1 protein-coding gene is annotated in these 228 nt (G+C 65.4%); it reads left to right on the forward strand.

The genetic code is table 11. The features are described from left to right. Positions 1 to 228, forward strand: a 228-nt coding sequence (locus OUY22_RS36730; protein WP_270159925.1) for a DNA-directed RNA polymerase subunit beta, incomplete at both ends; no start/stop codon positions are given.

The following is a 228-nucleotide window of genomic DNA, read 5'->3' on the forward strand; positions in this document are numbered from 1 at the left end:
CGGCCGGGTGAAGGTCTACGAGGCCATCGTCAAGGGCGAGAACATCCCCGAGCCCGGCATCCCGGAGTCCTTCAAGGTCCTCATCAAGGAGATGCAGTCGCTCTGCCTCAACGTCGAGGTGCTGTCCAGCGACGGCATGTCGATCGAGATGCGCGACACCGACGAGGACGTCTTCCGCGCGGCGGAGGAGCTCGGCATCGATCTGTCCCGGCGTGAGCCGAGCAGCGT

The sequence above is a fragment of the Nonomuraea corallina genome, from assembly GCF_027620315.1.
In the GTDB taxonomy this organism is placed as follows: Bacteria; Actinomycetota; Actinomycetes; order Streptosporangiales; family Streptosporangiaceae; genus Nonomuraea; species Nonomuraea corallina.